The 21,984-nt window shown below is 69.1% G+C and carries 22 protein-coding genes and 1 pseudogene; 11 read left to right on the top strand and 12 right to left on the bottom strand.

The window, feature by feature from the left end; genetic code table 11:
- The first annotated feature begins 94 nt into the window (after nucleotides 1-94).
- A complete protein-coding gene (locus AC07OH_RS20580) occupies nucleotides 95-1,279 on the top strand; it encodes a DesA family fatty acid desaturase (RefSeq protein WP_495301938.1) in 1,185 nt (394 codons plus the stop codon).
- Between the two features lie 75 nt (nucleotides 1,280-1,354).
- Here the strand turns inward: AC07OH_RS20580 and AC07OH_RS20575 are convergent, their stop codons facing one another.
- Complete coding sequence (locus AC07OH_RS20575) at nucleotides 1,355-1,867, bottom strand: universal stress protein (protein ID WP_495301937.1); 513 nt, start codon at nucleotides 1,865-1,867, stop codon at nucleotides 1,355-1,357.
- A 149-nt stretch (nucleotides 1,868-2,016) separates the two neighbouring features.
- Here AC07OH_RS20575 and AC07OH_RS20570 point away from each other — a divergent pair, with 149 nt between their 5' ends.
- The 4 genes and pseudogenes from AC07OH_RS20570 to AC07OH_RS20555 all read left to right on the top strand — a co-directional run bounded on the left by AC07OH_RS20570 (nucleotide 2,017) and on the right by AC07OH_RS20555 (nucleotide 4,225).
- A complete protein-coding gene (locus tag AC07OH_RS20570; RefSeq protein ID WP_062479967.1) occupies nucleotides 2,017-2,604 on the top strand; it encodes a hemerythrin domain-containing protein in 588 nt (195 codons plus the stop codon).
- Nucleotides 2,605-2,668: 64 nt separating this feature from the next.
- A pseudogene (locus AC07OH_RS20565) lies at nucleotides 2,669-3,235 on the top strand (HD domain-containing protein); the annotation flags it as partial.
- A 21-nt stretch (nucleotides 3,236-3,256) separates the two neighbouring features.
- Nucleotides 3,257-3,754, top strand: a complete 498-nt coding sequence (locus AC07OH_RS20560) for a GNAT family N-acetyltransferase (protein WP_495302035.1) — start codon at nucleotides 3,257-3,259, stop codon at nucleotides 3,752-3,754.
- Nucleotides 3,755-3,796: 42 nt separating this feature from the next.
- Nucleotides 3,797-4,225 carry a hypothetical protein gene (locus tag AC07OH_RS20555; protein ID WP_495301936.1) on the top strand — a complete coding sequence of 143 codons (429 nt, stop codon included), beginning with the start codon at nucleotides 3,797-3,799 and terminating at the stop codon, nucleotides 4,223-4,225.
- A gap of 38 nt (nucleotides 4,226-4,263) precedes the next feature.
- Here AC07OH_RS20555 and AC07OH_RS20550 read toward each other — a convergent pair whose 3' ends face one another.
- The 4 genes from AC07OH_RS20550 to AC07OH_RS20535 form a co-directional block, all read right to left on the bottom strand.
- Nucleotides 4,264-4,710 (bottom strand): universal stress protein, encoded by a 447-nt coding sequence (locus tag AC07OH_RS20550; RefSeq protein ID WP_062479963.1) that lies wholly within the window; start codon nucleotides 4,708-4,710, stop codon nucleotides 4,264-4,266.
- A gap of 101 nt (nucleotides 4,711-4,811) precedes the next feature.
- The gene (locus AC07OH_RS20545) at nucleotides 4,812-5,357 is read right to left on the bottom strand and encodes an Rrf2 family transcriptional regulator (RefSeq protein WP_495301935.1); all 546 of its coding nucleotides are present in this window, start codon (nucleotides 5,355-5,357) and stop codon (nucleotides 4,812-4,814) included.
- A gap of 36 nt (nucleotides 5,358-5,393) precedes the next feature.
- Nucleotides 5,394-6,092: a Bax inhibitor-1/YccA family protein gene (locus AC07OH_RS20540; protein WP_192193370.1), complete on the bottom strand. Its 699-nt coding sequence runs from the start codon at nucleotides 6,090-6,092 to the stop codon at nucleotides 5,394-5,396.
- 179 nt (nucleotides 6,093-6,271) lie between these two features.
- Entirely contained in the window at nucleotides 6,272-6,730 is a 459-nt protein-coding gene (locus AC07OH_RS20535; RefSeq protein ID WP_495301934.1) for a hypothetical protein, read from the bottom strand.
- Between the two features lie 121 nt (nucleotides 6,731-6,851).
- On the opposite strand from AC07OH_RS20535, the gene ycaC reads away from it, so the two are divergent.
- From ycaC to AC07OH_RS20515, 4 genes are all read left to right on the top strand, one after another.
- The gene (gene ycaC / locus AC07OH_RS20530; protein ID WP_062479957.1) at nucleotides 6,852-7,478 is read left to right on the top strand and encodes an isochorismate family cysteine hydrolase YcaC; all 627 of its coding nucleotides are present in this window, start codon (nucleotides 6,852-6,854) and stop codon (nucleotides 7,476-7,478) included.
- A gap of 7 nt (nucleotides 7,479-7,485) precedes the next feature.
- Entirely contained in the window at nucleotides 7,486-8,175 is a 690-nt protein-coding gene (locus AC07OH_RS20525) for an isochorismatase family protein (RefSeq protein WP_369645980.1), read from the top strand.
- Nucleotides 8,176-8,265: 90 nt separating this feature from the next.
- Nucleotides 8,266-8,862 (top strand): NADPH-dependent FMN reductase, encoded by a 597-nt coding sequence (locus AC07OH_RS20520; RefSeq protein WP_495301933.1) that lies wholly within the window; start codon nucleotides 8,266-8,268, stop codon nucleotides 8,860-8,862.
- A 98-nt stretch (nucleotides 8,863-8,960) separates the two neighbouring features.
- Entirely contained in the window at nucleotides 8,961-10,178 is a 1,218-nt protein-coding gene (locus AC07OH_RS20515; RefSeq protein WP_495301932.1) for an acyl-CoA dehydrogenase family protein, read from the top strand.
- A gap of 25 nt (nucleotides 10,179-10,203) precedes the next feature.
- On the opposite strand, the gene AC07OH_RS20510 is transcribed toward AC07OH_RS20515, so the two are convergent.
- From AC07OH_RS20510 to AC07OH_RS20490, 5 genes are all read right to left on the bottom strand, one after another.
- A complete protein-coding gene (locus tag AC07OH_RS20510) occupies nucleotides 10,204-11,460 on the bottom strand; it encodes a Zn-dependent hydrolase (RefSeq protein ID WP_495301931.1) in 1,257 nt (418 codons plus the stop codon).
- 18 nt (nucleotides 11,461-11,478) lie between these two features.
- A complete protein-coding gene (gene hydA / locus AC07OH_RS20505; RefSeq protein WP_495301930.1) occupies nucleotides 11,479-12,918 on the bottom strand; it encodes a dihydropyrimidinase in 1,440 nt (479 codons plus the stop codon).
- A gap of 26 nt (nucleotides 12,919-12,944) precedes the next feature.
- Nucleotides 12,945-14,450 (bottom strand): NCS1 family nucleobase:cation symporter-1, encoded by a 1,506-nt coding sequence (locus AC07OH_RS20500; protein ID WP_495301929.1) that lies wholly within the window; start codon nucleotides 14,448-14,450, stop codon nucleotides 12,945-12,947.
- A 100-nt stretch (nucleotides 14,451-14,550) separates the two neighbouring features.
- Nucleotides 14,551-15,861 carry an NAD-dependent dihydropyrimidine dehydrogenase subunit PreA gene (gene preA, locus AC07OH_RS20495; protein ID WP_495301928.1) on the bottom strand — a complete coding sequence of 437 codons (1,311 nt, stop codon included), beginning with the start codon at nucleotides 15,859-15,861 and terminating at the stop codon, nucleotides 14,551-14,553.
- A gap of 70 nt (nucleotides 15,862-15,931) precedes the next feature.
- Nucleotides 15,932-17,302 carry an NAD(P)-dependent oxidoreductase gene (locus tag AC07OH_RS20490; RefSeq protein WP_495301927.1) on the bottom strand — a complete coding sequence of 457 codons (1,371 nt, stop codon included), beginning with the start codon at nucleotides 17,300-17,302 and terminating at the stop codon, nucleotides 15,932-15,934.
- A gap of 252 nt (nucleotides 17,303-17,554) precedes the next feature.
- Here AC07OH_RS20490 and AC07OH_RS20485 point away from each other — a divergent pair, with 252 nt between their 5' ends.
- On the top strand, nucleotides 17,555-18,997 hold the full coding sequence (locus AC07OH_RS20485) for an aminotransferase-like domain-containing protein (RefSeq protein WP_495301926.1): 1,443 nt from the start codon (nucleotides 17,555-17,557) through the stop codon (nucleotides 18,995-18,997).
- Nucleotides 18,994-19,680, top strand: coding sequence for a TetR family transcriptional regulator C-terminal domain-containing protein (locus AC07OH_RS20480; RefSeq protein WP_492681772.1), 687 nt, complete (start codon nucleotides 18,994-18,996; stop codon nucleotides 19,678-19,680). The genes AC07OH_RS20485 and AC07OH_RS20480 overlap by 4 nt, the downstream gene beginning before the upstream one ends.
- A 28-nt stretch (nucleotides 19,681-19,708) precedes the next feature.
- On the opposite strand, the gene AC07OH_RS20475 is transcribed toward AC07OH_RS20480, so the two are convergent.
- Together AC07OH_RS20475 and AC07OH_RS20470 are read right to left on the bottom strand one after the other, a co-directional pair.
- Nucleotides 19,709-20,404: a response regulator gene (locus AC07OH_RS20475; protein ID WP_495301925.1), complete on the bottom strand. Its 696-nt coding sequence runs from the start codon at nucleotides 20,402-20,404 to the stop codon at nucleotides 19,709-19,711.
- Nucleotides 20,401-21,984, bottom strand: a complete 1,584-nt coding sequence (locus AC07OH_RS20470) for an ATP-binding protein (RefSeq protein WP_495301924.1) — start codon at nucleotides 21,982-21,984, stop codon at nucleotides 20,401-20,403. Before AC07OH_RS20470 ends, AC07OH_RS20475 begins: the two co-directional genes overlap by 4 nt.

The following is a 21,984-nucleotide window of genomic DNA, read 5'->3' as shown; positions in this document are numbered from 1 at the left end:
CGCAGCGCCCGCTGTTGATCTGGCGCAAGGCATGCGGGCGGGGCGCTTCCGAGAATCGCGCCCGTTGTCCACAGGGTCCAGAAGGTACGAACGAATGGCATCTTTTCTTTTCTCGGGCGCGCTCGATCTCCCGTGGTGGGGCGTGCTGTTGGCCGCGCTGGCGCTGACGCACGTCACCATCGCCTCGGTCACCATCTTCCTGCACCGCCACCAGGCGCACCGCGCGCTCGACCTGCACCCCATCGCCAGCCACTTCTTCCGCTTCTGGCTCTGGATGACCACGGGCATGGTCACCAAGCAATGGGCCGCGGTGCACCGCAAGCACCACGCCAAGTGCGACACGCCCGAGGACCCGCACAGCCCGCAGGTGGTGGGCCTGAAGCGCGTGCTGTGGGGCGGCGTGCTGCTGTACGTGGCCGAGGCGCGCAACCCCGAGACGCTCAGCCGCTACGGCCACGGCACGCCCGACGACTGGCTCGAGCGCCGGCTGTACACGCGCTACCAGACGCTGGGCATCACCTGCATGGGCCTGATCGACATGACGCTGTTCGGCGTGCTGCCGGGCGCGCTGGTGCTGCTCGTGCAGATCGCATGGATTCCGTTCTGGGCCGCCGGCGTGGTCAACGGCATCGGCCACTTCTGGGGCTACCGCAACTGGCCCGCGTCGGACGCGAGCACGAACATCTTTCCCATCGGCCTCTTGATCGGTGGCGAAGAGCTGCACAACAACCACCATGCGTTCCCGACCTCGGCGAAGCTCTCGAACAAGTGGTTCGAGTTCGACATCGGCTGGGTCTACATCCGCGCGCTGCAGGCGCTGGGGCTGGCGAAGGTGAAGCACCTCGCGCCGAAGCCGCGCCTCACCACGCCGCGCGCCACCGTCGACCTGCTCACGGTGCAGGCGGTGATCCGGCACCACTACGACGTGCTGTCGAACTACTCGCGCTCGCTGAAGCAGGCTTGCACCGAAGAGCTGGCGCGGGTGCATGCGCTCGCGCCGAACAAGGCACGTGCCTTGCGCGCCGCGCGGCCCTGGCTCGGCAAGGAAGAAAAGGCGCTCGACGCCACGCGCCATGCGCAGCTCACGCAAGCGCTGGTGGCTTCGCAGGCACTGGAAACGATGTACGCCATGCGGCGTGAGCTGACCGCGCTGTGGAGCCGCTCGGGCGCCACCGGCGAACAGCTCGTGAAGCGGCTGCAGGACTGGTGCGAGCGCGCCGAAGCCAGCGGCATCGCGCCGCTGGCGGCCTTTGCGGTGCGGCTGCGTTCCTACGCCTGAGAGGCTTCGAAAGAGAAAAAGCGCTGGCCGGTGGAAAACCGGCCAGCGCTTTTCAGCGTTCGCGCGTCGGAAGACTCACTGGTTCGCGACCTGCCCGTCCGGCAGGCTGAAGCGCTCGGACTCCACCTTGGCTGCGGCTTCGGGCGCGCGGATCAGCAGCACCGGCACGGGCGCCATGCGCAGGATGTGTTCGGCGCTGCTGCCCATGGCCCAGCGGCTCAGGCCGCGCCGCCCGTGCGTGCCGAGCACGATCAGGTCGGCCTTCGAGGCGATGGCTTCGGTCACCACCTGGTCGTGGACCGCGCCGGCCTTGAAGCCGTCGCGCAGCACGACTTCGGCCTCGACGCCCGCGTCCTGCGCCTGGGCGCGCGCCTTCTCGAGCAGCGTCACGGCGTTGGCGCGCAGCGCCCCGAGCCAGTCGCCCGAATGGCCGGCGTAGACGTCCATGCCGAGCGCGAACGAGAGCTCGTCGAGGATGTGGACGATGCGCAGGCGGCCACCGGTGAGCTTGGCCAGGCGGATGGCTTCGGCCAGGCCTTCGGCGGAGGTGGAACTGCCGTCGACGGGAACCAGGATGCGTTGGTACATGGTGTGGAACCTCCAGGGTGCGTTGAAGAAAAAGACAGGAGATGCCATGCCAGTCTGTGCCCGGCTGCATGCACGGGCCTTGATCTGGAACAAGCTTGGGCCGCGTCAGGCTTGCGACCCTTGGGGCCTTCGAAAGAAGGAGACCCTCCATGACACATGCCGCCGTCCGGATCATTCGCCAGGAGCACGCCGCGCTGGCGGCCATGCTGCGTTCCATCGTGATGCTGCTCGATCAGCACCGCCGCAAGGGCACGATGCCCGACTTCGCGACGTTGCGCGCGATGCTGTTCTACGTGGACGAGTTTCCCGAGAAGCGCCACCACCCGAAGGAGACCGAGCTGCTCTTTCCCCGGCTGCGCGCGTGCACGCCGATCTCGCGCGACCTGATGGACAAGCTGGACAACGACCACGCCTGGGGCGAGCGCAAGATCCGCCATGTCGAGCACGCGCTGCTCGCCTTCGAGATGCTCGGCGAGCCGCGCCGCCTGGCCTTCGAGCAGGCGATGAACGAGTACGTGAGCTTCTACCTGGACCACATGGCGCACGAGGAACGCGAGATCCTGCCGCTGGCCGAGCGCGTGCTCAGTGCCGACGACTGGCGCGAGCTCGACGCGGCCTTCGGCGAGAACCGCGACCTGTTCTCCAACCACCCCGCGCCCGACGAGGTGTATGCGTCGCTCTTCACGCGCATCGTCAACGCGGTGCCCGCGCCGATCGGACTGGGGCCGGCGCTGTAACAACGGTGTGCCTGCGGATCGCTTAGGCTCGGCCTGACACATTCAGGACGAACGAGACCGCGAGATGGACATCGATCAGATCAGGGGAAGGCTGGACTTCCTTCGCGAGGCCGAGCGCCTCAAGAGCGTGCTGCGCAGCGCGCACACCGCTTCGGGCCGCACCGAGAGCACGGCCGAGCACAGCTGGCGCCTGTGCCTGATGGCCATGGCCTTCGAGGACGAACTGGCCGACCTGGACCTGCTCAAGGTGCTGAAGATGTGCGTGGTGCACGACCTGGGCGAGGCGATCCATGGCGACATTCCCGCCATCGAACAGGGCGCGCATCCCGACAAGAGCGCGCAGGAGCGCGAAGACCTGCAGGTGCTCACGCGCACGCTCGACGCGCCGCTGCGCGCCGGCATCCTGGCGCTGTGGGACGAGTACGAAAAGGCCGAGACGCCCGAAGCGCAGGCGGTGAAGGCGCTCGACAAGCTCGAGACCCTGCTGCAGCACAACCAGGGCGCAAACCCGCCGGACTTCGACTACAAATTCAACCTCGGCTACGGCCAGAAGCACACCGGCAGCCGGCCGCTGTTTCGCGCCATGCGGGCGCTAGTGGATGCCGACACGCAGAAGAAGGTGGAGGCCGCGCGGCGGACGGAGGCGGGGCCGGTGGTTCGCCCCGAGCAACCGGGCGACGAGGCCGCCATCCGGCAACTGACGGTGGCGGCGTTTGCCGAGGCCCCGCATGCCGACGGCACCGAGCACCTCATCGTCGACGCCTTGCGCGCGGCCGGCCAGCTCACGCTGTCGCTCGTGGTCGAGGAAGGCGGCGAGATCGTCGGCCATGTGGCGCTGTCGCCCGTGGCGATCTCGGACGATACGACTGGCTGGCATGGCCTGGGCCCGATCTCGGTGGCGCCCGCGCGCCAGGGGCAGGGCTTCGGCCGGCGGCTGATGGACGCGGCGCTGGCGGGCCTGCGCGACGCTGGCGCGCAGGGCTGCGTGCTGCTGGGCGACCCGGCCTTCTATGGCCGCTTCGGCTTCGTCGTGCGGCCCGGGCTGGTGTTGCCGGGCGTTCCGCCGGAATACTTTCAGGCCGTGTCGTTCCACAGCGCGTGGCCGGTTGGCGAGGTGCGGTACCACGCGGCGTTCGGCGTCGGTGCCTGACGCACGGACCGGGGGCGCAAGGCGTTCATAATCGCCCCCGTCATGCCTGCCCGCCACCTGCCTTCGGACACTGCCCATGCGCCGCGCGTGAAGCGCGCGCAGACCTCGGTGTCCGCGCGTTCCGCGACCCCCGAACCACCCCGCCGCCGCATCCATGACGGTGGTGCGTCCCGCAGCCTTGCGGGCTTCACCGCGATGGAGAGCAGCCCCCCGGCCCGCGCGCCGTCGGCGGCGCGCCCGCGCAACTGGCGCACGACCCTGCTGGGCGTGGCGCTGGGGCTGGTGATCGCGATGGTGTTGCTGATGAAGTGGCTGCTCGACTACCAGGTCGGGGCCGCCGAAGCGCGCCACGCGCAGGAAGCCCAGGCGCGCACGCAGGCCGCGCGCTGCTTCGGCCGCGATGCCGGGCCGTCGTGCCCCCCGGCCGGTCGCACGGTCGTCGAGACCGTCGAGTCCGCAGCGACGAGATAACCCCGCGCACCGCGTGCGCGGTGCCTCATTCGTTCAGTTCAGCGCAGCACCAGCACCGGAATGTGCGAGTGCGTCAGCACGTGCAGCGTCTCGCTGCCCAGCAGCAGCCGGGCCAGGCTGCGGCGCCCGTGCGAGGCCATCACGATCAGGTCGCAGTCCTGGTTCTTGGCGGCGTGGATGATGGCTTCGGCCACCTGGTTCGACTTCATGACCACCGCGTCGGCGCGGCGCACGCCCTTGGCCAGGGCGGTGTCGCGCACCGCATCGGCCACGCGCTGGGCCGCCTGCTCGACGTGTTTCTGGTTGGCTTCGAAGTCCGTCTGGTTCAGCAGCATCGAGCCTTCGAAATAGCCATAGGGCTGGATGTGCGCGACGTTGACGCTCACCAGCTCGGCGCCGGTCAGCAACGCGAGGTCGATGGCCGCGGCCACCGCCTTGTCCGACAGCGAAGAGCCGTCGGTGGCGACGAGAACACGCTTGTACATGGCAGGCTCCTTGGCCCCCGGCACCGCGGGTGCCCTTGCCATTGCAGTCTAGTCCGCGCGGGCGGCACATTCAAGGCCGTGCCGCCCGCGCGTGCCGGGTATCAGCTGCTCGTGCTGTGGCGCCGTCCCAGTGCGAACACCGAGTTCGGCGCGTCGACCACGAAGGGCTTGCGCACCGGCGAGCCGACGATGGCCGTGGTGCGGCGCGCGGCCGCGCTGGTGGCGGGCTGCACGCCCTTGGCCTTCTGTTCGTCGACCAGGCTTTGCAGCGAGATCGAGCGCAGGAACTCGACGGCGCGCAGGTTCACGGAGGCCCACAGGTCGTCGATCTCGCAGCGGCCGGGTTCGTCGGCCGAGCCGGCGGCGCGCGGGCGGATCTTGCTGGCGCCCAGGTCTTCGATGGTGAGCACGATGTCGGCCACCGTGATCTCCGTGGCCTTGCGGCTGAGCGAGTAGCCGCCGCCGGGGCCGCGGGTGGATTCGACCAGCCCGTTGCGGCGCAGCTTGGCGAACAGCAGTTCCAGGTACGAGAGCGAGACCTGCTGGCGCAGGCTGATCGAGGCCAGCGTGACGGGGCCCGAGCGGCCGTGCAGGGCGATGTCGATCATCGCGGTGACCGCGAAGCGGCCCTTGGTGGTGAGGCGCATGGTGCTTTCCTTCCTTGTCTTGTCGTTCTGGCGCGCTTACTCGTCCCGGCCGCCGGCGATGCCCAGCAGGGCCAGCAGCGACTGGAACACGTTGTAGAGGCTCAGGTACACGCCCAGCGTGGCCGAGATGTAGTTGGTTTCCAGGCCGTCCTTCACGCGCTTCAGGTCGTGCAGGATGAAGGCCGAGAAGATGCCGATGGCGGCGACCGACAGCGTCATCATCAGTGCGCTCGACTGGATGAAGACGTTGGCGATGCCCACCACCAGCAGGCCGATGGCGCCCACGAAGAGCCACTTGCCCATGGCCGAGATGTCGCGCTTGATGACCGTCGAGAGCATGGCCATGCCCAGGAAGATGCCGCCGGTGCCGGCGAAGGCGGTCATCACCAGGCTGGCGCCGTTGGACAGGCCGAGCACGCTGCCGACCAGGCGCGACAGCATCAGGCCCATGAAGAAGGTGAAGGCCAGCAGCACGGGCACGCCGGCGGCGGAGTTCTTGGTCTTCTCGATGGCGTACATGAAGCCGAAGGCGCCGCCGAGGAACACCATGATGCCGATGCCCGGCGACATGGCGCGCGTGAGGCCGGTGGCCACGCCGAGCCAGGCGCCCAGCACGGTGGGCACCATCGACAGCGCGAGCAGCCAGTAGGTGTTGCGCAGAACGCGGTTGCGTTCCTGGACCGAGGCCAACGGTGCGCCGAAGCTGGAGGGGTAGGCCGATGGGCTGGAGTTCATCAAAAAATCCTGAAAAAGAGAGAGGGCCGGACGGATCGCATGACACGTGCGGCAGGGCCGTCAGACGGCTGAAAAAGAAGGGGCAGGTGCGTCGCGCAAAAACGGCGACGGGCCGGATGGGTGAGCGCAAACGCCCGGACCGGATCGGTCCTCAGGCGTTCGCTCGCCGCCGCGCGGCCTCAGGCGGCGAGAAGGGCGTGGGGCCGGGGTGGCCGCTTGGGCCGGTCGAGCAGCGGCGAGAGCACCGAGGTGGAGCCCAGCCGCGGCGGTTGCGCGGACAGCACCAGCAGGTTGCGCGCGTGGGGGCGGGCGTCGAGCAGTTCGGCGTGCTCGGAGCCGGCTTCGTCCATGGCGGACGGGTCTTCTGACGAAGACGTGTTGCCGGACTCGCTGTTACCGCCATCGGCCAGTGCGACGGCGAGCGTCGCGACGGTCTGGCGGTCACCCGTCGACGTCACATGGTTGCCGCCGACGAGCCCGTGCGCGAGCACGGCGAAGCCGTAGCAGGACAGCATGAAAGCGAGGACGGTAGCGGCAAACCAGCGGGACATGTAGGGGTATTTTACCCGCCGCGAGGGATCGGCTCCGGCGGGCGCGAATTCATCCGACCAGCGCGCACGGGTGTTGTCATCGTCCATCGGGTGGAACGCTGCAGGCGAATTTCGCCGACTACCGGACTTTCGGGGGCGCTTTTACGCTGACGGACATGCATCGGGGGCCATTTTTCCCCGGCATTCAACCTCACAAAGGAAGCCTCTCATGTCCAAGCCTTACACCCGTCTCGACAAGAACGATGTCGCCGTGCTGCTGGTCGACCACCAGACCGGCCTGCTCTCGCTGGTGCGCGACATCGACCCCGACAAGTTCAAGAACAACGTGCTGGCCCTGGCCGACATCGCCAGCTACTTCAAGCTGCCCACGGTGCTGACCACCAGCTTCGAGAACGGCCCCAACGGCCCGCTCGTGCCCGAGCTGAAGGCCCAGTTCCCCGACGCGCCCTACATCCCGCGCCCCGGTCAGATCAACGCCTGGGACAACGAGGACTTCGTCAAGGCCGTCAAGGCCACGGGCAAGAAGCAACTGCTGATCGCCGGCGTGGTCACCGAGGTCTGCGTGGCCTTCCCGGCGCTGTCGGCGCTGGCCGAGGGCTTCGACGTGTTCGTCGTCACCGACGCGTCGGGCACCTTCAATGACGTGACGCGCCAGGCCGCGTGGGACCGCATGTCGGCCGCCGGCGCGCAGCTGATGTCGTGGTTCGGCGTGGCCTGCGAGTTGCACCGCGACTGGCGCAACGACATCGAGGGGCTGGGCACGCTGTTCTCCAACCACATCCCCGACTACCGCAACCTCATCACCAGCTACACGCAGCTGACCCAAGGAAAGTGAGCACCCCATGACCACGCCGAACACCGTCGCCAACTTCAACGGCGCCAAGCCCGTCATCGACCCGGATGACGCCGTGATGCTGCTCATCGACCACCAGAGCGGCCTGTTCCAGACCGTGAAGGACATGCCGATGACCGAGCTGCGTTCCAACGTCACCACGCTGGCCAAGGTCGCGACGCTGGCGAAGATCCCGGTCATCACCACCGCCTCGGTGCCGCAGGGCCCGAACGGGCCGCTGATTCCCGAAGTGCACAAGTACGCGCCGCATGCGCAGTACGTGGCGCGCAAGGGCGAGATCAACGCCTGGGACAACCCCGAGTTCGTGGCGGCAGTGAAGGCCACCGGGCGCGGCACGCTGATCATTGCCGGCACCATCACCAGCGTGTGCATGGCCTTCCCGAGCATCGCGGCGGTGCATGAGGGCTACCGCGTGTTCGCGGTGATCGACGCCTCGGGCACCTACTCGAAGATGGCGCAGGAGATCACGCTGGCGCGCGTGGTGCAGGCCGGCGTGGTGCCGATCGACACCGCGGGCGTGTGCTCCGAAGTGCAGAAGACCTGGCACCGCGACGATGCCGCGCAATGGGCCGAGGCCTACAGCGCCGTGTTCCCGCCTTACCAGCTGCTGATCGAGAGCTACATGAAGGCACAGGAGGTGGTGACGAACAGCGAGCAGCTGGATTCGCAGCGCAGCTGATCGCCTCGATGCGACACTGACGAACGCCGCGCCGCACGCGAAACGTGTGGCGCGGCTTTCCTTCTTTCAACGCACGGCAAGGAGCCTCGCATGGACAGTCCCCGCATCCTGATCATTCCCGGCAGCGCCCGCGACGGCTCGCTCAACCGCCGGCTGGCGGCCGTGGCCGCGGCCACCGCGCGCGCGGCGGGCCTGCAGGTGACGGAGATGGACCTGCGCGCGCTGGCGCTGCCCGTGTACGACGGCGACCTCGAGGCCGCCTCGGGCGTGCCGGCCGGCGCGCACGAACTGCGCAGCGCCATCGCGGCGAGCGACGGCGTGCTGATTGTCACGCCCGAGTACAACGGCTTCCCCACGCCGCTGGTCATCAACGCCTTCAGCTGGCTCTCGCGCATTCCGCCGGGCGAGGGCCATGCGGGCGGGCTGGCCGCCACGGCCAACAAGCCGGCCGCGTTGCTGTCGGCTTCACCCGGGCCGCTGGGTGCGCTGCGCTCGATGAACTTCCTGCGACAGTACCTGCAGATGGCCTTCGCCATGCTGGTGGCGCCGCAGCAGTTCGCGCTCGGGCGCGCGAACGAGGCCTTCGATGCCGACGGCACGCTGAAGGACGCGCGCGCCGCGCAGTCGGTGCAGAAGGTGGTGGCGGCGCTGGCCGCGCTCGCAACGGCATTGCCCACCCCACGTTGATCCGCGCAGGGGCGGCGTTCGTGCTGTCGCGCGAACGACCGTCCCGATCCGCATCGCGACGTATCTTCGACCGCACATTGGAAGAAGGACGAGACGACATGCAATTCGAATTCACGCCCCGGGTGCTCGCGCTGCGCGCCGAGCTGCTCAAGTTCATGGACGAGCACGTCTACCCGAACGAGAAGCGCCGCGAGGAAGAGCTGGCCGCCAACGCCCGCACCGGCCGGCCCTACGCCGAGCTGCCGATGATGGCCGGCCTGAAGGCCAAGGCGCGCGAGCGCGGCCTGTGGAACCTGTTCCTGCCCGAGTCGGAACACGGCCCGGGCCTGAGCAACGTCGAGTACGCGCCGCTGTGCGAGATCATGGGCCGGCGCTACTGGTGCGCGGAAATCTTCAACTGCTCCGCGCCCGACACCGGCAACATGGAAGTGCTGGCGCGCTACGGCACCAAGGCGCAGCAGGAGCGCTGGCTCACGCCGCTGCTGGCCGGCGAGATCCGCTCGTCGTTCGCCATGACCGAGCCCGAGGTGGCCTCCAGCGACGCCACCAACATCCGCTGCAGCATCCGCCGCGAGGGCGACGAATACGTGATCAACGGGCGCAAGTGGTACATCACCGGCGCCATGAACGAGCGCTGCGAAATCTTCGTGCTGATGGGCAAGACCGACCCCGACAACGCCGACCGCCACAAGCAGCAGTCGATGGTGCTCGTGCCCAAGAACACGCCCGGCATCACCATCGTGCGCGACATGCAGCTGCTGGGCATGTACGACCCGCCCTTCGGCCATCCCGAGATCGTGTTCGACAACGTGCGCGTGCCGGTCGAGAACATCCTGCTGGGCGAGGGCCGTGGCTTCGAGATCGCGCAAGGCCGCCTCGGCCCCGGACGCATCCACCACTGCATGCGCGCCATCGGCATGGCCGAGGCCGCGCTGGAGATGATGTGCCAGCGCCTCGTGTCGCGCGTGGCCTTCCACAAGCCGCTGTCGGAGCAGGGCGTGTGGCGCGAGCGCATTGCCGAGTCGCGCATGCTGATCGAGCAGTCGCGCTGGATGGTGCTGAACGCGGCCTACCGCATGGACACCGTGGGCAACAAGGTCGCGGCGAAAGAGATCGCGATGATCAAGGTGCTCACGCCCAACAACTGCGTGAAGGTGATCGACTGGGCCATGCAGGCCTTCGGCGCCATGGGCCTGAGCCAGGACACGCTGCTCACGCACTTCTACGCCTACGAGCGGCACCTGCGCGTGGCCGACGGCCCGGACGAGGTGCACCGCAACGCGATCGCCAAGCAGGAGCTGGCGGCGTACCAGTAACGGCAGCGCCGCAGCCGCGAGGGCGTCAGTCGACGCGCTTCGCCCGTTCGAGCATGGCGTGCAGAAGTACGTTGCAGCCGGCCGTCAGGTGGCCGGGCTGCGCGTCCTCGATCTCGTTGTGGCTGATGCCGTCCTTGCAGGGCACGAAGATCATGCCGGCCGGTGCCAGCCGCGCGGCATAGATCGCGTCGTGGCCCGCGCCCGACACCACGTCCATGGTCGAGTAGCCGAGCCGTTCGGTCGCGCGCCGCACCGCATCCACGCAATCGGGGTGAAACGGGCAGGGCGGAAAGTACGACACGCGCTCGATCGTCACGCCCAACCCGGTTTCGCGCCCCGTGCGCTCGACGCAGGCGAGGATCTCGCCGTGCATGCGGTCGAGCAGTTCGCCGCTCACGTTGCGCAGGTCGACCGAGAACTTCACCTCGCCAGGAATCACGTTGCGGCTGTTCGGGTGCACCTGCACCATGCCGACCGTGCCGCGCCCGTAGGGTGGGTAGCGCAGCCCGATGGCCACCACCTCCTGCATGATCCGCGTCGCCACCTGCAGCGCGTCGCGGCGCAGGTGCATCGGCGTGGGGCCCGCATGCGCCTCCATGCCGGTGACGACGCAGTCGTACCACGAGAGGCCGAGCACCGCCGGCACCACGCCGATGACCTTGTCCGCATCTTCCAGCACCGGCCCCTGTTCGATGTGCGCCTCGAAGTAGGCGCCGATGGGGTGGTCGCCCGGCGTCTGGTCGCCGATGTAGCCGATGCGCGCCAGCTCTTCGCGCACCGTCTTGCCCTCCGTGTCTTTCGCGGCGTAGGCGTGCTCCAGGCTGAAGGCGCCGCAGAAGACGCCCGAGCCCATCATCACCGGCACGAAGCGCGAGCCTTCCTCGTTGGTCCAGAACGCGACCTCGATGGGCGCCTCGGTGCGGATGCCCTGGTCGTTCAGCGTGCGCACCACTTCCAGCGCCGACAGCACGCCGTAGTTGCCGTCGAACTTGCCGCCGGTGGGCTGCGTGTCGATGTGGCTGCCCGACACGATGGGCGGCAGCGCGGGGTTGCTGCCTTCACGGCGCATGAAGACGTTGCCGATCTTGTCGACCGTGATGCTCAGACCGGCCGCCTTGCCCCACGACACCACGAGGTCGCGGCCCTGCTTGTCGAGGTCGGTCAGCGCCAGCCGCTTGACGCCGCCCTTGGGGGTGGCGCCGATGCGCGCCAGTTCCATCAGCGAGTTCCACAGGCGCTCGCCGTTGATCGTCAGCACCTGCGTGTCCACTGCTGCATTCATGTATGACTCCTTGGGGGTTCAGCGCGCCACGGCCGTGGGCGCGTGCTGCTGCTTGAAACGTTCGAGTGCGGTGAACATCGGCGCGAAGGGCGGGCGCTTGAGGTAGCGGCCGGTGCCAGGCTCGGCGCGCAGGTCGCCGTCGCGCCAGACCCAGCGGCCTGCGCTCACGGTGTGCCTGGGCACACCCGTCACTTGGCGGCCTTCGAAGATGTTGAAGTCGCTCTTGGAGTGCTGCGTCTTCACCGACAGCGTCTTGGTCGCCTTCGGGTCCCACACCACGATGTCGGCGTCGGCCCCGGCCTGGATCACGCCCTTGCGCGGGTACAGGTTGAACAGCTGCGCTGCGGTGGTCGAGGTGACGCGCACGAACTCCGAGGGCGTGAGCCGGCCGGCGTTGACGCCCGCGTCCCACAGCACGGCCATGCGCTCTTCGACGCCGCCGCAGCCGTTGGGAATCTTCGTGAAGTCGTTGCGGCCGGCCGCTTTCTGCTCGGCGCAGAAGGTGCAATGGTCGGTGGCCGTGGTGTGCAGGTTGCCGCCCTGCAGGCCGCGCCACAGCATGGCCTGGTTCTCGCGCGAGCGGAAGGGCGGGCTCATCACGTGGGCGGCGGCGCGCGCGAAGTCGGGGTCGCGGTAGGCGCTCTCGTCGACCACGAGGTGGCCGGCCAGCACCTCGCCGTACACGCGCTGGCCGCGTGCGCGGGCACGGGCGATGGCGTCGAGTGCCTCGCCGCACGACACGTGTACCACGTAGATCGGCACACCCAGCACGTCGGCGATGGCGATGGCGCGGTTGGCGGCCTCGGCCTCGACCATCGGCGGGCGCGACAGCGGATGGCCCTCGGGCCCGCGGATGCCCTGTGCCAACAACTGCTGCTGCAGCATCGCGACCAGCTCGCCGTTTTCCGCATGCACCGTCGGCATGGCGCCGAGCTCCAGCGAGCGCTGGAAGCTCTTCACCAGGATCTCGTCGTCGGCCATGATCGCGTTCTTGTAGGCCATGAAGTGCTTGAAGCTGTTCACGCCGTGCTCGTGCACCAGCGTGCCCATGTCCTTGTGCACGCTGTCGTTCCACCAGGTCACGGCCACGTGAAAGCTGTAGTCGCCGGCGGATTTTTCGGCCCAGCCGCGCCACATGCGAAAGGCGTCCATCAGCGACTGCTGCGGATCGGGAATCACGAAGTCGATGATGCTGGTGGTGCCGCCGGCCAGGCCGGCCGCCGTGCCGCTGAAGAAGTCGTCGGCTGCCACGGTGCCCATGAAGGGCAGCTGCATGTGGGTGTGCGGGTCGATGCCGCCGGGCATGACGTAGGCGCCCCCGGCGTCGATCACCTCGGCGCCCGCCGGCACCTGCAGGTCGGTGCCGACCTGGAGGATCTTGTCCCCCTGGCAGAGCACGTCGGCACGGTGCTCGGCATCGGCGTTGACCACCGTGCCACCGCGAATGAGAACGGTCATGGCGTGGGTTCCTTTTCTTTCTTGCTTCAGCTGGGGTTCTTGAGGGGTGGCGTCATGCCCTGAAGCTGTGGCGCACGCGCCTTCATCAGCCCCATGTAGACCACGGCCGACAGCACCACGCCGACGAACCAGGCGTAGGTGTAGATCGTCTTGAAGAACTCGGGCATCGACGGCACGGCCGACGGAAAGGCGGCGTTGAGGAAGCCGGGAATGTTCGGCAGCACGCCGACGATGAAAGCGACGATGGCCGCCATGTTCCAGCCGTTGCCGTAGCTGTAGGCGCCGGTCTCGCGGTAGAGCGCATCGACGTCCAGCTCCTTGCGGCGGATGAGGTAGTAGTCGGAAATCAGGATGCCGGCCACCGGCCCGAGCAGCGCCGAGTAGCCGATGAGCCAGGTGAAGATGTAGCCCTGCGTGGTCTCCAGCACCTTCCACGGCATCATCACGATGGCGATGCCGGCGGTGATGTAGCCGCCCGTGCGGTACGAGATCTTCTTCGGGTTGAGGGCCGAGAAGTCGTAGGCCGGGCCCACCAGGTTGGCCGCCAGGTTCACGCTCACCGTGTCGATCAGCAGGATGATGAGCGCGATCAGCACCGCGGCGCCGGTCATGCGGCTGGCCAGGTCCACCGGGTCCCACAGCGCCTTGCCGTAGATGACCACGGTGGCCGAGGTGACCATCACCGCCATCATCGCGAGCAGGCCCATCGGCGCGGGCAGCCCGATGACCTGGCCCACCACTTGGTCGCGCTGCGAACGCGAGAAGCGCGTGAAGTCGGGAATGTTCAGCGCCAGCGTGGCCCAGAAACCCACCATGGCCGTGAGCGACGGCCAGAACACCGCCCAGAACATGCCGGCCTTCTTGCCGCCGGCCTCGAACTGCGAAGGCTGGTCGAAGATCGGGCCCAGGCCGCCCGCGCGTTGCACGGCCCAGTAGAGCAGCGCGACGCACACGATGATCTTGAGCGGCGCGGTGTAGGTTTCGAGCCTGCGGATCGACTCGATGCCATGCACCACGAAGTAGAGCTGTATGGCCCAGAAGATCAAAAAGCACACGAGTTGCGCGCCGTTGATGCCGAGCATCGGCAGCTTGTCGCCGCCCAGCGGCTGGCCCATGAGCACACCGACCAGCGTGTAGATCATCTGGCCGCCGAACCAGGTCTGGATGCCGTACCAGCCGCAGGCCACGATGGCGCGCAGCAATGCGGGGAGCCGCGCTCCGCGCGTGCCGAACGAGGCACGCGCCATCACCGCGTAGGGAATGCCGTACTTCGCGCCGGCGTGGCCGATGAGCAGCATCGGCACCAGCACGATGGCGTTGCCGAGGAACACGGTCAGCACCGCCTGCCCCCACGACATGCCGCCCTCGATCAGGCTGGCCGCCAGCATGTAGGCGGGGATGCACATCACCATGCCCACCCAGAGCGCGGCGAAGTGGTACCAGCGCCACGTTCGCTGCGCCAGCGTGGTGGGCGCCAGGTCCTCGTTCCAGAGGTTTGCGGCGGGTGCGCCGCCGTGCTGTGGGGTCGTCATGTGGGTTGTCTCCTGCACGTGTGTCGTGTTTTTTGCCGTGTTGTCGTTCCCCTCCTGCCGCCGCCCGGTCTGCGCCAGGCTTCGTCATTCATGCATGCGCTCAGGCAGGGCTGCCGGTGCGCATCGGGTTGTTGGGGTGCGTGGTCCAGTTGGCGTAGTGGCCGACCACCGGGTGGCCGGTGCGCGCGTCCGTCTCGCCGGCCTTCAGCGTGCGCATCGACAGCGCGCCGGGCACCGGGCAGATCGACACGCACAGGTTGCAGCCCACGCACTCTTCTTCCTTCACCTCGAAGAAGCGCATGCCGTCCTTGGTGGCGCTGATGGCCTGGTGCGAGGTGTCTTCGCACACCACGTGGCAGCGGCCGCACTGGATGCACAGGTCCTGGTGGATCACGGCCTTGTCGACGTGGTTCAGATTGAGCTGCTGCCAGTCGGTGATGCTGCCGACCGCACGGCCGCGCAACTGCTCCAGGTTGGCGTAGCCCTTCTGGTCCATGAAGTTCGAGAGGCCGTCGCACAGGTCCTGCACGATCTTGAAGCCGTAGACCATCGCGGCGGTGCACACCTGCACCGAGCCGCTGCCCAGTGCGATGAACTCCGCCGCGTCGCGCCAGGTCGAGACGCCGCCGATGCCCGAGATGGGCAGGCCGGCGGTCTGCGGGTCGCGTGCGATCTCGGCCACCATGTGCAGCGCGATCGGCTTGGCGCCGGGGCCGCAGTAGCCGCCGTGCGAGCCCTTGCCGTCGGTGTGCGGAAACATCGCCATGGCATCGAGGTCGACGCCCATGATCGAGTTGATGGTGTTGATGAGGCTCACCGCATCGGCGCCGCCTTTCTTGGCCGCGCGCGCGGCGGGCCGGATGTCGGCCACGTTGGGCGTGAGCTTCACGATCACCGGCAGCTTCGAATAGTGCTTGCACCACTCGGCCACCATCTGGATGTACTCGGGCACCTGGCCCACGGCCGCGCCCATGCCGCGTTCGCTCATGCCGTGCGGGCAGCCGAAGTTCAGCTCGATGCCGTCGCAGCCGGTGTCTTCCACCATCGGCAGGATGTTCTTCCAGGCCTCTTCGGTGCACGGCACCATGATCGACGCCACCAGCGCGCGGTCGGGCCAGTTGCGCTTGACGCGCGCCATCTCTTCGAGGTTGGTGCGCAGCGGCCGGTCGGAGATCAGCTCGATGTTGTTGAAGCCCGTCACGCGGCGGTCGGCCGCATACGACACGGCATAGCGCGGGCCGTGCACATTGACCACGTTCGGGTCTTCGCCCACGGTCTTCCAGACCACGCCGCCCCAGCCGGCCTCGAAGGCGCGGACCACGTTGATCTCCTTGTCGGTCGGCGGCGCCGAGGCCAGCCAGAAAGGGTTGGGGCTGCGGATGCCCACGAAGTCGATGCTCAGGTCTGCCATGTGAATTGCTCCTGTCGCGCCGCGGCGCGCTCGGATGAGAGGTGAGAAAGGAAGAGCGGGCGCTGTCGCGTCACGCAGCGCGCAGGTGGCGGTCGATGGACAGCGCGGCCTGCTTGCCGTCTTCCACCGCCTCGACCGTGAGGTCGCGCCCGCCGAAGCGCGCGTCGCCGCCGGCCCAGACCTTCGGGAGCGAGCTGCGGCATTCCGCATCGGTGCTGATGCGCCCGCCCTGCAGCTGCACGCCGCTGTCTTCCAGCGCCGTCGCGACAAAGCTCTGGCCGATGGCGCACAGCACCATGTCGGCCTGCAGTGCGAGCGCTTCGCCGGTCTCGACCAGCTTGCCGTCGACCAGCGCGGTGCGCGCGAAGTCGATGCCGCGCAGCACGCCGCCCTTGGCGCGCAGGGCCTTGGGCGCGGCCCAGTGGATGATGCGCACGCCGTTCTCCTTGGCCCAGCTCTGCTCGTCGACCGAAGCGCCCATGGCCTCGGCGCCGCGCCGGTAGACGATGCTCACGTCTTCCGCGCCGAGCTTGCGCGACTGCACGGCCGCATCCACGGCGGTCATGCCGCCGCCGATCACCACCACGTGGCGGCCGATGGCCACGTCGGCCGGCGAGGCGGCCTGGCGCAGTTCGGCGATGAAGTCCACCGCATCGCGCACGCCGGTCTGCTCGCCCAGGCCCAGCGTGTTCACGCCGGCCAGGCCCAGGCCGAGGAACACGGCGTCGTATTCGCTGGCGAGTGCATCGAGGTGCAGCTCGCGGCCCAGCGCCTGGTTGTTGCGCACCTCGATGCCGCCCACCGACAGCAGCCACTCGATCTCGCGTTGGGCGAAGTCGTTCACTGTCTTGTAGCTGGCCAGTCCGTATTCGTTCAGGCCGCCGAGCTTGGGGCGCGCATCGAACAGCGTCACCTGGTGGCCCAGCACCGCGAGGCGGTGCGCGCAGGCCAGGCCGGCCGGGCCCGCGCCGACGACGGCCACGCGCTTGCCGGTGTCGGCGGCGCGCACGAACAGCGGTGCGCCGGGCGCGTCGAAGAAGGCATCGGTCGCGTGGCGCTGCAGCAGGCCAATCTCGACCGGCTTGCTCTCGTTGCTGTTGCGCACGCAGGCCTGCTCGCACAGCACCTCGGTCGGGCACACGCGGGCGCACATGCCGCCCAGCGGGTTCTCTTCGAGGATGGTGCGCGCGGCGCCGCGCAGGTTGCCGTCGGCGATGCGGCGGATGAAGGTCGGGATGTCGATGCCCGTGGGGCAGGCCGTCTGGCAGGGCGCGTCGAAGCAGTAGTAGCAGCGCTCGGCTTCGATGTTGGCCTGCACCACGTTCAGCGGCGGGTGGGCATCGCAGAAGTTCTTGGCGTACTGCGCGGGGTCGAGACGGCCGGCGCGCACATCGGAGGCAATGTGCGCGCTGGGCGCGACGGGATTCATCGTGCTGCTCATGGGCTTTCAAGCTCCAGGTCGTGGTGGGGTAACCGTGTGCGACATGAGAGATCGAGCCCTCATGAAGTTTGACCAAGTGGTCGAATGTCGCGATGATTCAGCAAACGAGGGGTGCCGCCCATACACAGTTGGCGCGGCGAACGAGAAAGTGTTTGCCGCCGCCGACCATGCTGTTTGGTGCACTGCCCAGCACAGTTCCCGAGGGCAAACCCTGTCCAGGCGGGCCACATGTGTGTCGAAGGAGACCCGGTGATGCAGAGTTCAAGCAACGCGTCGGTGCTGCGCCAGCCGGCGCAGGCCGGTGCCGGTTGGATGCAGGGCCTGATGGGCGACATGGACGAGGCCGCACCCGGCCTCGGGCTGGCGCAGCGCCTCGTGGTGGGCGTCGAGCTGCGCGTCATCGACGGGCGCCTGGCGCCCGGCACCAAGATGCCTTCGGTGCGCGCGCTGGCCGGCAAGCTGGGCATCAGTACCTTCACCGTCACCGAGTCGTACAGCGCCTTGCGCGCGCGCTCGGTGCTGGCTTCGCGGCCGGGCAGCGGCTACTACGTGCTGCACCGGCCGGCGCCCGCGCCGGACGTTGCGGCAGCGCCCGCGGCCGAGGCGCATGCGGACCCCGACAGGCCGCCACCGGCCGAATACCGCGGCGACGAACTGGTGCGCGAGGCCATGCGCCGCGTGGCCCGGGCGACCCCCGAATGGGACGACGGCGCCAGGCCCGGGCTCGGACTGGCGCGGCTGCGCGAGCGCATCGCCGCACGCCATCGCACCGAGCTGCCGGCACTCGGTCCGCAGCAGGTGATGACCGCCGCCGGCAGCCTCGGCGCCGCGATGTGCCTGTTGCAGGCGTGGACCGCGCCCGGCGATGCGGTGATGATCGAGTCGCCCGCGTCGCGCCAGCTGCGCCGGCTGATCCACACGCTGGGCCGGCGCACGCTGGAAGTGCCGCGCCGCGGCGGCTGCCTCGACATTGCCGCACTCGATGAGCAGGCCGCCTTGCTGCCCGTGGAGGGCCGGCGCCGGCTGCTGTTCGTGTCGACGGCCGTGTCCAACCCGCTGGGCGTGTGCATGACGCCGCAAGGCGCGCACCAGGCGCTGCAGGCCGCCGAGCGGCACGACCTGCGCGTCATCGAGCTGGACGCCTGGCGCGGGCTCTCGCCGCTGCAGGCGCCCAGCCTGGCGGCCATGGACGGCCTGCAGCGCGTGGCCCAGGTCGGCAGCGTCTCGGCCACCCTGTCGGCCCGCCTGCGGCTCGCGCACGTGCTGTTGCCGCAGCGCTGGACCGACGACCCCGCGCTGCGCTGCCTGCACACCACGCTTGGGCCGAGCGAGTTCGAGGAACGCGTGGCCTGCGAAGTGCTGGCCGATGCCGGCCATGCGCGCTTCCTGCAGCGGCTCAACACGTCCTTGAAGATCGCCGGCGAGCGCACCCTGTCGCTGCTGACCGGCGCGGGCCTGCAGGCACTGTGCGTGCCCGATGGCGGGCCGTTTCTCTGCGCCGGCTGGCCGGCCGGCAGCGAGCCGCGGCCGTCGAGCGATGCGGTGCTGCAGGAGGCCCGCAAGCAGGGCCTGCCGCTCACCGCCGCTGCCGACTTCTGCACCACGCCGCAGCCCTTCGCGTGGTTCCGCTTCAACGTCACGCAGTGCGGCGACGAGCGGCTGGTGCGCTTCCTGGCGCGGATCAGGCACCCATGAGCGTGGCGCCACGTCCCCCTGCGGTGAAGCGCCAGGCGCGCCGCCAGAACCTGGAGAGCGCCATCCTCGCGGTGGCGCAGGAGCGCTTTGCGCTGCACGGCTATGGCGGCGTGTCGGTCGACGACATCGCGGCCGACGCGGGCGTGTCCAAGCAGAGCCTGCTGTATTACTTTCCCTCGAAGAAGGCGCTGTACCGGCGCGTCTTCAACGACGTGCTCGATTCGTGGCTGTCGAACCTGAACAGCCTCGCCGATGCGGACCTCGATCCGCACGCGGCGCTGGAGCGCTACGTCACGCAGAAGCTCAAGTTTTCCTACGACCACCCTTCGGGCTCGCGCCTGTTCGCGCAGGAAATCATTTCGCAGGCCCCGCAGTGCGCCGACGACATCCAAGCCAAGCTGGTGCCCGCCTTTCGCGCCGAGGCGGCCGTGCTGCAACGCTGGATGGCGGGCGGCGACATCGACCCGCTGCCGGTGCCGCACCTGCTCTTCACGCTCTGGGCCATGACCCAGACCTACGCCGACTTCGCCTGGCAGATGCGGATGCTGCTCGGCAAACAGGCGCTGGAGCCGGAAGATTTCGACCAGGCGCGCGAGACGATCATGCGGATGCTGGAAGGGGCGCTGGGCTTGTCGCGACCCGCGACGTCGGCGGTGGTGGCAAGCCCGCCGTGGAACGGCTGAGTGCCGCTTCCGCCAGGGACCAGGGCGTTCAATGCGCCGCGTCGGCCGGCGCTTCCCACGCAAAGCCGACGCCGTACACCGAGCGGATCCAGTCGTGCGCGGGTGTCACCGCGCCGAGCTTGCGGCGCAGGTTTTTCACGTGGCTGTCGATGGCGCGCTCGGTCACGTCCACCGTGTCGTCGTAGGCCAGCTCCAGCAGCCGGGCGCGCGAGAAGATGCGGCCCGGGTGCCGCGACAGCACCTGCAGCAGCCCGAACTCGCGGCGCGTGAGGTTCAGCGGCGTGCCGTCGAGCGAGGCGCGCCAGTGCACGTCGTCGAGCACCAGGCCCGGGGCATCGCCCGGTGCCGCCACGGCCACGGTCGGCGCGGTGCGGCGCAGCACGGCGCGCACGCGCGCCACCAGCTCGCGCGGCGAGAAGGGCTTGCACACGTAGTCGTCGGCGCCCAGCTCCAGGCCGAGCAGGCGGTCGACCTCCTCGATGCGCGCGGTGAGCATGATGATCGGGTGCGCCGTGTGCTCGCGCGCGCGGCGCAGCACCTCGATGCCATCGAGGCGCGGCAGCATGATGTCGAGCAGCGTGAGGTCGGGCGGCGCGGCGACGATGCGCTCGAGCGCGCTCTGCCCGTCGGCGAAATGCTCGGTGTCGTAGCCGGCGTGGCGCAGGTAGTCCTGCACCACGGAGGCGATGTCGAGTTCGTCCTCGACGATCACGATGCGTGTCATGCGGAAGCCGCTAGGGGAAGGGTGATCGTCATGCGCAGCCCGCCCAGCGGCGAGGGGGCCGCCTCGATGCTGCCGCCGTGCGCCTCGATGGTCGCGCGGCAGATCGACAGGCCCAGGCCCGAGCCGCCCAGCGCGCGGCTGCGCGAGGTCTCGCCGCGGAACAGGCGGTCGAAGAGGCGCGGAATCTCTTCCTCGGGCACGCCCGGTGCGCTGTCGTCGAACACCAGCGTGAGGCAGTGGCCGGTCCATGCGCCTTCGACGCTCACGCCGATGCGCAGCTGGCCGCCGGCGTCGGTGTAGGCCAGCGTGTTCTCCAGCAGGTTCATGAAGACCTGGTGCAGCCGGTGCGCATCGCCGTCGATCACCGGCTGGGCCGAGGCGGCGATGCGGTCGAGGGCGTCGCGGTCGAGCGCGATGCTGCGCTGCGTGAAGCGGTCGCGCGTGTGGTCGAGCGCCTCCTTCAGCAGCGACAGCGGGTACACCGGCGCCTTCAGCAGGTCGCTCTGGGGCTCGCGCATGCTGCTGCGCAGGTCGTCGACCAGCTGGCCGAGGCGGATCACCTGCCGGTGCATGCGCAGCGCGGTGCGTTCGTCGAAGCTGCGCACGCCGTCCTGCAGCGCCTCGATCTCCGCGCGCATGGCCGCCAGCGGCGTGCGCAGTTCGTGCGCCGCATCGGCCAGCCAGGCGCGGCGCGAGGCCTCGGCCGTGTCCAGGCGCTGCGCCATGTCGTTGAAGGTCTTGCCCAGCAGCGCGAGCTCGTCCGAGCCGTGGACCGCCACGCGCGTCGAGAGCCGCCCGCGCGCCACATCTTGCGCGGCCTGCGTGAGCGCGTCGATCGGCTGGAACCAGCGGCGCGCCAATAGCCACGACAGCACGAGCGCAAAGGCCAGGCCGCACAGCCCGGTGAGCGCGATCACGCCGGACTGCCGGGCAAGAAAGGCGCGGTCGGCCTCGCTCTCCAGGCCCTGCATCGGCGCGAGCGCGAGGTAGCCGACGACGGTGCGCCCGTGGCGGATCGGCCGGCGCGCGGCGTTCTCGGGGTCGATGGTCGCGCCGACCACGAGCGCGCCGTGGGCATCGAGCACGGCGAGGCGGCGAAAGATCGAGTCGGGCGGGCCGGCCAGGCCGGGAAAGAAACCCGGGGGCGGCATCAGGAAGCGGCGGGGTAGCAGGTCGAGCTGTGGTGGCGGGGGCGAGGCGGTGGGCGAGAGCCCGCTGGACGGTTCTGCCGGCGGCGCGCCGTCGCCCTGTGTGCCGGGCGCACGGCGCTCGTACCAGGGCGGCAGCCGCCGGTCGTCGGGCGTGGCGGCGCCGTCGATCACCATCGCCGACTGGCCCAGCTGCAGGCGGTGCCAGGCGTCGTCGTTGTCGCGCAGTTTCTTCCAGTCGCCGTTGGCGGTGTAGTGCTTCAGCAGGAGCTGCGAGAGCCAGTCCATGCGGCGGATCTCGATCTCGGCCACGTAGGCGCCCAGGCCCCGCTGCAGCGCGACGATCGAGAAGCCCACGAAGCTCAGCAGCAGCACGATCAGCAGGGCGGCCAGGGCCAGGAAGATCTTGCGGGAGAGGGTCAGGCGCGGCAT

It is taken from the genome of Variovorax sp. GW821-FHT10C12 (genome assembly GCF_059415405.1).
Note: the sequence above shows the minus strand (reverse complement) of the source record. Positions and strands in the feature narration are given on the sequence as shown.